Annotated in this window: 9 protein-coding genes; all 9 read right to left on the bottom strand. The window is 72.5% G+C overall.

The features are described 5' to 3' along the window. Nucleotides 1-2,158, bottom strand: a 2,158-nt coding sequence (locus tag AC1D1T_RS26615; RefSeq protein WP_477992811.1) for a carbohydrate binding family 9 domain-containing protein, incomplete at its 3' end; no start/stop codon positions are given. A gap of 2 nt (nucleotides 2,159-2,160) precedes the next feature. Continuing rightward, nucleotides 2,161-2,979: an O-methyltransferase gene (locus AC1D1T_RS26610; RefSeq protein ID WP_477825915.1), complete on the bottom strand. Its 819-nt coding sequence runs from the start codon at nucleotides 2,977-2,979 to the stop codon at nucleotides 2,161-2,163. Nucleotides 2,980-2,988: 9 nt separating this feature from the next. Further along, on the bottom strand, nucleotides 2,989-3,936 hold the full coding sequence (locus tag AC1D1T_RS26605) for a putative 2OG-Fe(II) oxygenase (protein ID WP_477825914.1): 948 nt from the start codon (nucleotides 3,934-3,936) through the stop codon (nucleotides 2,989-2,991). 86 nt (nucleotides 3,937-4,022) lie between these two features. After that, nucleotides 4,023-4,265 (bottom strand): hypothetical protein, encoded by a 243-nt coding sequence (locus tag AC1D1T_RS26600; RefSeq protein ID WP_047508236.1) that lies wholly within the window; start codon nucleotides 4,263-4,265, stop codon nucleotides 4,023-4,025. A 153-nt stretch (nucleotides 4,266-4,418) separates the two neighbouring features. Next, complete coding sequence (locus tag AC1D1T_RS26595; protein ID WP_477825913.1) at nucleotides 4,419-5,342, bottom strand: hypothetical protein; 924 nt, start codon at nucleotides 5,340-5,342, stop codon at nucleotides 4,419-4,421. Between the two features lies 1 nt (nucleotide 5,343). Then, nucleotides 5,344-6,063: a ferritin family protein gene (locus AC1D1T_RS26590; protein ID WP_477992810.1), complete on the bottom strand. Its 720-nt coding sequence runs from the start codon at nucleotides 6,061-6,063 to the stop codon at nucleotides 5,344-5,346. Then, complete coding sequence (locus AC1D1T_RS26585) at nucleotides 6,045-7,328, bottom strand: class I SAM-dependent methyltransferase (RefSeq protein WP_477825911.1); 1,284 nt, start codon at nucleotides 7,326-7,328, stop codon at nucleotides 6,045-6,047. The genes AC1D1T_RS26590 and AC1D1T_RS26585 overlap by 19 nt, the downstream gene beginning before the upstream one ends. A gap of 14 nt (nucleotides 7,329-7,342) precedes the next feature. Further along, entirely contained in the window at nucleotides 7,343-8,272 is a 930-nt protein-coding gene (locus AC1D1T_RS26580) for a JmjC domain-containing protein (RefSeq protein WP_477825910.1), read from the bottom strand. 12 nt (nucleotides 8,273-8,284) lie between these two features. Then, the coding region (locus AC1D1T_RS26575) for a hypothetical protein (RefSeq protein ID WP_477992809.1) at nucleotides 8,285-9,429 on the bottom strand (1,145 nt) is incomplete at its 5' end.

The following is a 9,429-nucleotide window of genomic DNA, read 5'->3' as shown; positions in this document are numbered from 1 at the left end:
CATCCAGCTTGCGCCACGGCCGCGTCGCGAGCACCAGCGACAGCACCGAACGCCGGCTGTCGGAGGCGCTGCCGCCCGGCGACTCGCCGCGCTCGGTGCGCAGCCGCTGCACGATCAGCCGCAGCCAGCTGGTCGCCGACAGGCTGTGGCCCAGCACCAGCTGCTGCGTCGTGTCGGTCAGCAACCGGCCGCCGCCGTTGCAGTCGCTGCAGTCGATCTGCTCGCGGTTGTAGTGCAGCGAGAGCTCGGTGCGCCGGTCGAGCCGCAGTTGCAGATCGGCCAGCAGCCGCTGCCCCGGGCCGACCTGGTCGGTCGCGAAATCGAGCCGCCTGCCCAGCTCGGCGTCCAGCTGCAGCTGCGTCAGCGTCGCGTTCGGACTCGTCTTCAGGCTCAGCAGCACCTGCGGCAGCCGGTGCAGCGCGAGCCCCTGGTCGGCGCGCGCGCGGTCGGCATGCAGCTCCACCAGCAGCCCGGTCGCATACGGGCCGAGCAGCAGCATCGCCGGGTGCAGCGTCTGCGCGACGACACCGCCCTCCAGCGCCCGCACCTGCGCGACGCTGACATAGGGGTTCATGTCGGTGAACCAGCCCAGCGGCCCGAGCCGCTCGGTCACCGACAGCTCGCCGCGCTGGTGTCCGGCCTGCGCGATGAAGCCGTTCTCGCTGCGGAAGTTGCGGCTGATGCGCTCCAGCGTCAGCAGCGTGTCGGTGTGCTCGCCGTAGAACGAATGGTCGGCGAACAGCGCGTGGCCGGCGCCGAGGTCGCCATCCCCAAGGCCCTCCAGCCGCGCGCGCGCATCGCCGCGCGTGTCGCTGGCCGCCATCTGCAGGCGCAGCTTGTGGCGCGCGTCGACCTGCCACGAGAGGTCGCTGCCGACCACCGCATTGCGGTCGTCGTCGGCCGCGTCGCGCAGGCTCAGCGTCGCGCCCCAGGTGGCCTGCTCGCCGAGGCGCACCYGGCCGCGCGCCATCAGCGCCTGGGCCGTCACGTCGCGCACCAGCGGCACGGTGGACCAGGTGCCGGGGTACAGCACCGCGCCGTCGCCGCTGTCGCGCGTGGCGATCGCGAGCCAGTCGCTGCCCTCGCTGCGCCGCGTCAGGCGCGCGCCCCACTTCGGGTCGGCGATGCTGCGCGTGTAGACCAGCGGGATCGGCGTGTCCAGCAGGTCGGCCCCCTCCAGGAAGAAGGCCCGCTTCTCGGGATAGAAGATGCCGAAGCGCGCATTCGCCGACAGCTGCGGCGCGTCGATCTCGACCTGCGAGAAATCCGGGTTCACGGTGGCGTCGACGAACCACGATGGCCCCAGGCGCGCCTTGATGTCGACGCCGGCGCGCGTGGTGTTGCCGCGTTCGTCACTGGCACCGGTGCTGCGCCGGTCGTGCCGTTCCGCCAGCACGTAGGGCGTCAGGTTGACGTAGGCCTGCGCGTCCGGCAGCGTCAGGCCGCCCAGCGCGGGGTTGCGGCACAGGAAGCAGTCGGAGTAGCGCGACAGCGCCACCGAGGTGTACAGGTAGCGCTGCTCGCGCGGGCGGTTGCGGGTGACCAGCAGTGTCCAGGTGTCGACCTGCCCACGCTCGCCGTAGCGCAGGCTGCTGAACGGAATGCGGAACTCCGCCGTCCAGCCGCCCTCGGCCCGCGCGGTCGCGACGCTGAAGTCGAAATCCTGGTCCAGGCTCTCCTCTCCGCTCGCCTCGTTGTAGGTGCCGTCGGAGACCGAGCCGACCGGGTTGGCGCGGAACAGCTGCGCGAACGAGCGCTTGCCGATCGGGTCGATGTAGAGCGTGACCTGGTCCTGGTCCTTGCCGACGCGATCGCGCCGCGACCAGGCGTAGCGCAGCGCCTCGGGATCCGGGTCGCGGCTCTCGACGAAGACGTACAGCGCGTCGGCGTCGTGCATCAACCGGTACTGCGTCTGCACCTGCGGCGCGCGCCCGGATTGCGGGCTGTACTCGCTGAAGTCGCCGTAGACCGGCGCAGCGGCCCAGCAGGGCTCGTCGGCGCGGCCATCGAGCACGATCGCGCAATCGGATGTGCCGGCCTGCTGGCGTGCCGGCGGTGCCGGGGGCGCCGCGGTCTGCGCGATGGCACTCGACCACCCGAACCCCAACACCCACCACGACACGACGGCGATCCACGATGCCCCTCGCACGCTCGCCATGCTCAACGCCGGTTCAGGTCGATCAGGTCGTGCGGGCTGCTGCCGTACATCGCCATCTGCTCCTGCTGCAGGCCGGCAGGGCGGCAGGCGTCGACCTCGTCGAGCCGGCGCAGCAGCGTCACGCTGCCCTGGCGGTGCTTGTGCGGCTCGACCAGCGACAGCAACTCGAAGCCCGCGCCCATGCCGGCCTGCAACTGCTGGCGGCGCAGCGCGTTCGCACACGGCCCGGGGATCACGACCTTGGCGGTTGCGCCCCCATCGGGCACGTCGACATCGACATGCGTGTAGTGGATCGCCGCCAGGCCGCCGTCCGCGTCGAGCAGCGGCCAGAAGCGGTTCAGCAGGTCGGGGTAGTCGAGCTGGTGGCCGCAGTCCAGCCACATGAAGCCGAACGGGCCGGCTTCGGCCGGCAACTGCACGTCCTGGAAGCGGCAGCGGTGCAGCGTGAACAGCGGCGACAGGTTCAGCCGCTCGAGGATCTGCAGGAAGCGCTGCAGGCGCGGCTCGTCTTCCGAGAAGTCATCGATGCCGTGCAGGTGCGCCGCATGGCCGGCATGGTCGTAGCCCGGGTGCAGCACCTCGTGGCGCGCCGGGTCGGTGAGCGTGCCGCCGGCGATGCGCGCATCGTGCTGCGCCTCGGTGCGGTTGTCGGCCAGCGCCTGCAACACGAACAGCGTCGAGTAGCCGAGCCCGACGCACAGCACCGAGCTCGGCCGCTGCATGCGGACCATCGAGTACAGCAGCAACGCCGCGTGCTCGGTGCCCATGCCGGGGTCGAAGGCGTGGTGGGCGATGTCCAGGAAGTGCGCATTCAGCGGCATGGGGGTCCCTCAAGCAGAAGAAGCCGGCGGGGTCGGGGTCAGGTCGAACGCGATGCACACGCGGTCATGCCCGGCCACGAAGGGCACGGTGCCGTGCCACAGGAAGGACGGGAACATCACCAGCGTGCCGGCGGCCGGCTGCACGATGAAATCCGGCGCCGCCGGGCGCGGCGCGGCCGGCAGCAGCCAGTCGACGTGCGTCGGGAAGCGCAGGCAGCCGGCGTGCGGCGGGCCGGTCATCGCCGGCACGTCGACGTAGTACACGCCGCTCACCAGGCCGGCCTCGTGGATGTGCAGCTCCTGGTAGCCCTCGGACTGCAGCATCACGCCCCAGGCCGTCACGCGCAGCCCGGCGTTGGCCAGTGCCTGCGCGTCGTGCAGCGGGGCGGCACCGTCGTCCGCGTCGTCGTCCTGCAGGAACGCCAGCAGGCTGTCGGTCAGCAGCCGCTGCAGGCGCCGCACCACCGGCGCGTCGTCGTGCAGCAGCTCGCCGGTCTGCCAGCCGTGGCGCGTCGCCTTGTCGGCGCGGTCCCAGGTGAGGCTGGGGTGCGCGTACAGGTGCGCCGTCAGCTCGGCGTGGAAGGCGCGCATCGCGGCCGGGTCGGCGCTGAGCGGGCCACTGCGCGCCACCATGCCGGCGGGGTCGTAGGCCTCGGCCGCCTGGAGCGGATCGCCATGGCCGTGCAGCAGCACCCCCAGGCAGGCCTGCGACTTGACGTGGCCCGGCGCGAGCGCGAGCGCCTGCTGCAGCGCACCGATCGCGTCGCGGGCGTGGCCGTCGGCGGCATGGCGCATGCCGAGCGCGCACCACAGCTGGTGGTCGCGCGGGTGCTGCGCGAGCGCGGCCCGCAGCCGGGCGTGGGCGGCCGCGGACGGCAGGGCCAGCACGCAACCCGACAGCGCGGTGGACTGGGGCGACAGCTCGGAAGAAATCTGCAACGGCATCGGAAACGGCATCGGACAGGACATCGCTGAGGGGAGCATCGGTGACGAGCAGGCGCCGCGACCGCCCCACCAGGAGGCCGCGGCGCGACGCTCCGCGCTTAGCGGGTCGCCTTCTCGGTGGCGACCGGTGCGGCCGCCTTCTCGCCGGGCTTCACCTGCACGGTGAAGGTGTCGGCGTTCCAGTCGACCATCGCCTGGCCATGCGACGAGGCATTGCCATGCAGTGCGGCGCTGGTGCTGCAGACGCCGGCGAAGCCGGTCGCGAGGCCGGCGTACACCAGCGTCTTCAGCTTGCGGGAGGCCTTCTTGGCCGGGGCGTTGACTTCGATGTTTTCTGCCATCTCGATTCCTTTTCAGGGTTTGACAAAAATCCGCTGCCACTGCGAGGTGGGCAGCGCTCCGCTCGGGGGATGGCCGTGACCACCTCCCAAGTCAGGTGGGCCGGGTTGCCGCGCCAGGGCGCGCCGCCGGCAGAAGAAGAACGCCCCGCGGGCCTACGCGGCGCGCGCGGGTGACCGCTCCGGCAGCATTCCCGCCTTGCGGTCGAACCACTCGCGCAGCCCGGGTTCGTCGAAGCGCTCGGCCAGCGCGAACGCGGCGTCGCGGGCCTTCACCGCCGCCGCCGGCTCGCCCAGCCCGTAGCGGGCGCGTGCCAGCTCGACCAGCAGGAAGGCGCGGTCGACCTCCTCGCTGCCGTTCGCCTCGATCGTCGTGATGCCGTCGCGCGCGGCCTGCGCCGCCGCCGCCCAGTCGCCGACCGCGTTGGCCACCAGCGCGACCAGGTAGTCGGCGCGTTCCACCTGCATCCAGGTGCCGGCGTGCAGCCAGATCGCCTTGCAGCAGCGGGCGGCCCGGCCCATCGCGGTCCCGACCAGCGGATCGACCCGCGCCGGCGACGCGGGCGACTGCGCCCGTTCCAGCCAGGCCGAGACGGTGTTGTTGATCGCGCGCGCCGCCATCGGCAGCACCGGCCCGCCCGCCGGGGCGGTTTCGAGCGCCTGCACGCAAGGCAGCAGGCTCGCCACCACCAGCAGCGGGTCGGCGGTGCCGGCCAGGTGCTGCAGGGTGCCCAGGCGCACCGCGGCGGCTGCGAGCGCCGGGCCGCAGGCGAGCGCCTGCGCGAGTTCGCTCTCGGCCTGCCAGGCCTGCAGCGCCGCACCGCTCATCGCATACGCGACCGCACGGTTGCGCAGCAGCACCGGCGGTGGGCCGGGCAGCGCCGGCAGCGCATCGAGCAGCGCGCGCGCGCCGGGCCAGTCGCCGCCCTTCTCGCCGATCACGTGGTTCACCAGCCAGCTGTACGACGCGAGGTCGTCGACGCCGAGCGCCGACGGCGCGATCGCGCGCAGCCGCGCCGCCGCGCCGACCAGGTCGGCGTCGTGGTCCTGCATCAATGCCGATACTTCTGCCAAGGCCATCTCAACTCTCCAGGGTGGGTCGCAAGGGGTTCTGGGCGGGCTCGGCCACCTGCACCTGCGTGCTCTTCGTCAGCCGGGCCGCGCAGTACGAGCGCAGCAGCGGGCCGAACAGCAGGTACACCGCGCCGAGCCACAGCGTGAATATCGCATCGCCGATGTGCTGGCTGCCGCGCAGCCACGAGGCGTAGGCCTTCTTGAATTTCACCTTCCAGACCAGCCGGCGCACGATTGCCTCGGAGCCGACCACGGCGAGCAGCGACGCGCGCGCCTCGCGCTCGTGCTTCTCTTCGTCGATCGCGATGCCGCGGAACACCTCGGCGGCGGCCGGCAGGTGGCTGCAGGCGCGCGCATAGCCGTTGAACTGCGCGCAGATCGCCTTCTCGCTCTCGTGCGCGAACGCGAGGAAGTAGTGGATGTCGTTCGCCGATTTCACCAGCACGCTGCGCGAACCGGAGCCGCCCTGGAAGCGATCGCGCGCCAGCTTGTGCGCAACCTCCAGGAAGCCGTCGGAATGCTCCATCTCCTCGAGCAGGTTCTCGAACAGCATCAGCTGCATCCTGGGCACGCGGGTGTGGCCGAGTGCGTTCAGGTACTGCCAGGCGCTGTCGAATTCGACCTCGGAGAATCGCTTCAGCGTGCGGGCAGYGTGCTGCGAATCGATGCGCCACGAGAGCGGCAGCAGCGCGCGCGTGACCGCATTCCTCAGGTGAGTGCTCCACATGGCGGGGTCTCCTTGTGATCGTCGTGATGGGACAAGAGCGGGGACAGGAACGGAGGCAGGGGCCGGTCGGCCGCCGGGTGGCCGTGCCACGTCAGCAGCCGCCGCGAATGCAGGAAGCTGCAGAAGGCTTCCAGCGTGTCGATCTCGAGTTCCAGCACCTCGGCCAGCTCGGCCAGCGGGCGGCGGCCGTCGAAGGCGTCGCACAGCCGGGCCGTGTCGGCGTCGAGCGCGCACGGCAGCGCGTAGAACGCGGTCGCGCCCAGCACGCCGGGGGTGGTCGGGTCGCTGCCGTCGGGCGGTGCCTGCCAACGCGCCCGCGGGTGCAGGCGCGGGCAGCGCAGCGAGCCGGCGTTGCCGGGGTGCTGTGCGTCGCGCTTGATGAAGACGTCGAACCAGTCGACCGGCGGGTCGACGGCATCGTCATCGTCATTGCCAACACCAGCGCGGTGCGGCTCGAAGCGGTCGGCCAGCAACTGCCCGCAGGCGTCGGCGGCCGCCGGGTCGCCCTGGTGCCAGCCGTCCTGCGGGAACTCGGCGGCCACCGCCAGCGAGCCACCCGGCGGCAGCAGCTCGGCCAGCTGCTGCAGGCACTCGGGCGGTGCCCGCAGGTGATCGAGCACGTTCAGCGCGAGCACCATGTCATACGACAGGCGCGACATCCCCGGGCCGACCAGCCGGGCCACGCCGGCCCGCGCGGCGCGCCGCTGCAGGAACAGGCGCTTCACCGGATCGATCTCGACCACGTCGGTCGCGATGCCGTTCAGCGCGAGCAGCAGCGCGACGTGGCCGGCGCCGGCGCCGTAGTCCAGCGCGTGGCGCGGTGCGAGGCGCAGCAGCTGCCGCGCGATGCCGGCATCGGCCGGCTGCTCCGGGCCGAGCAGGTGCGCCCAGACGTCGTGGACGAGGTTGCACAGGCCGACGTAGGCGTCGGTGACCGGCTCGTCCCACGGGCGCAGCACCTCGGTGCGGAACTGCGGCAGTGCATCGATCTCGTCGCGCAGCGCAGTCGGCAGCTGCGCGATGAACTCGATCAGCGCGTTCGCGCCCTGGTTCGCCACCTCGCAGGGGCCGGCGGCGCGTGCCACCTGGGGCAGGTCGTCGTGGCGCAGCGTGCCGCGCACCAGGCGGCACAGGTGTTCGGCGAAGTCGACGGCCTCGGCCGGCCGGCCCGGCTGCCAGCCGTCGGCAAAGCGTTCGCGCAACGCGGCCAGCGGCACCGGCGCGAGGCTGCGCGCCGCGATGATCTGTCTCAGTTCGTCGAGCATCGTGCAGTCCCCGCTCAACGCGCCGGAATGCGGCGGCCGAGCAGGCGCTGCACCGCCGCGCCGTAGGCCGGCAAGGCGGTGGCGCCCCGCAGCCGCTCGACCAGCTCGACGCGCGCATCCGCCCAGGCGGCCGGGCCGCCGAGCGGCAGGTAGTCGCGCATCGCGTCGAGGTCGGCCGCGTTGCCGGCGAGCGCCTGCAGCAGGTCGAGGTAGCTCGGCATCTTGATGGCGACGCTGGTGTGCAGCGATTCCTCGGTCAGCGCGCAGGCATGGTGGAAGGTGCCGCGCGGCAGGTACAGCAGGTCGCCGGGCTCGAGCTCGATCGTCGCGTGCGGCGCCTTGTCGTCATAGGCCACCGGACCGCCGTAGCCGACGATCGGGTTGACGTGCCGCTGGTCGGAGACGAACCAGCGCTTGCGGCCCGAGATCTGCAGCACGAAGATCTCGCCGCAGTCGTAGTGCGGCGCGAGGCCGGGGTGGTCCTTCTGCGAATAGAACAGGCTGGTCTCGACCTCGGCCGAGAAGGCCTGCGCGAACGCGAGCTTCAGCGCCATCAGTTCGGGGAAGTGCGCTTCCTGGCCGAAGCAGTTGGCGGTGGCGCCGTTCAGCAGCAGCTGGCGCACGCGGTCCAGGCGCGGCGCGCGGGCGACGCGGCCGTCCATGTCGATGTACTCGTGCACCAGGTCTTCGTGCGGCACGAAGCCGCTGTCGATGTACATCTCCGGCAGCCGGCGGTACTGCCACGGTGTGCCGCTCTCGACCAGCCGGCGCAGCGTCGCGGCATCGGCGAGCGATGCGAAGCGGTCGCTGCCGTCGGCCAGGTAGAGCGGCTTGCGGTCCCAGTACTCGGCGCAGAAGTGCTCCCAGTCGACCGGGTCGATCACCTGGGCGACCCGGGCCTGGCTGGCACCGAGCAGTTCCGCTTGCGAGGCGCGCTGGTTCATTCGGGGGCTCCTTCAGGGTTGGGGGGGCCGCGCCGATGGGGCGGCCGATGGTGCGGCGGACGGGGCGGCGGTTGCGTGGGCCGGGGGATTGATCGGCGTGTGGGCCGCGAGCCGCGCCTCGACCAGCGGCGTCAGCAGCAGCGCGAGCCGCTCGGCGCCGGCGGGGGACAGGTGGGAATCGCCGTCCAGGTACAGCGGCGCGGTGCCGTCGCCGGCGGCCAGCAGGTGCGTGGCCTGGGTCGCGTCGGGGAAGGGGCTGTCGAGCGTGGCCACGTCGGGCCGCGGCGACGGCAGCGAATGCGCGCGCCATTCCAGGTCGAAGCGGCCCTTCCAGGGCACGACCGCGAAGACCAGGTCGGCGTCGCGCTGGCGGCGCTGGTCGGCGTAGCCGCTTGCGATGCGCTGGTTCAGCACCGTGGCCGCCACCGTCGACTGCGCGCTGAAGCCGAGCGGCGTCGGGTGCTCGCTGCGCTGCGAGCGGTCCCACAGCTCGGCCCCGAACTGCACCAGCCGCAGGTTCATCCAGGCGCAGCGCAGGGCCGTGGCCTCGGCGCTGAAGGTGGTCACGTAGCCGCAGGTGGCGTGCGCATTGCGGAAGATCCGGTAGGCGTCCCAGGTGTCGTTCTCTTCGGTGTGCACCACCACCACCGGCTCGGTGGCCGGCAGGCCGGCGAGCGTGGCCAGGTAGTCGGTGGGGCCGAAGCCCGGCACGCCGTGGTTGACGACCTGCACGCCGGCGCCGAGCCGCTGCTGCAGGCGCGCCGCCAGCGTTTCATCGTCGGACAGGCCCCAGCCGAAGACCTGCGAATCGCCGACCAGGTGGACGCGCAACGGGGCAGCGGCGGCTGGCGCGACGGCTGGCGTGGAACCCGGCGTGAAGCGATTTCCGGCCGCATCGGTCGAGACCGTGACCGTGCGGCCGAACTGGTACGCGAGGGTGTGCAGGCCGCGCGCGAGCCGGTAGCGCGCGACGCCGTCGTTCGGCTCGAACACCTGCGGCGTGAGCGTGGCGCCGCCGAGGCCGACGCGCAGCGCGAGCTCGGCCGCGCCCAGCGCCAGCAGCAGCGCGAGCGCGGCCCACGCGAGGCGCCGCGGCCAGCGCCGCCCGGCGACGGCCGGCGAAGCCGCGTCAGGAGAGCTTGCCGTGGCCTGCATGC

The sequence above is a fragment of the Rhizobacter sp. P2_H3 genome (assembly GCF_056403355.1).
The sequence above is the reverse complement of the archived record's forward strand: the minus strand, read 5'-3'. Positions and strand labels throughout refer to the sequence as shown.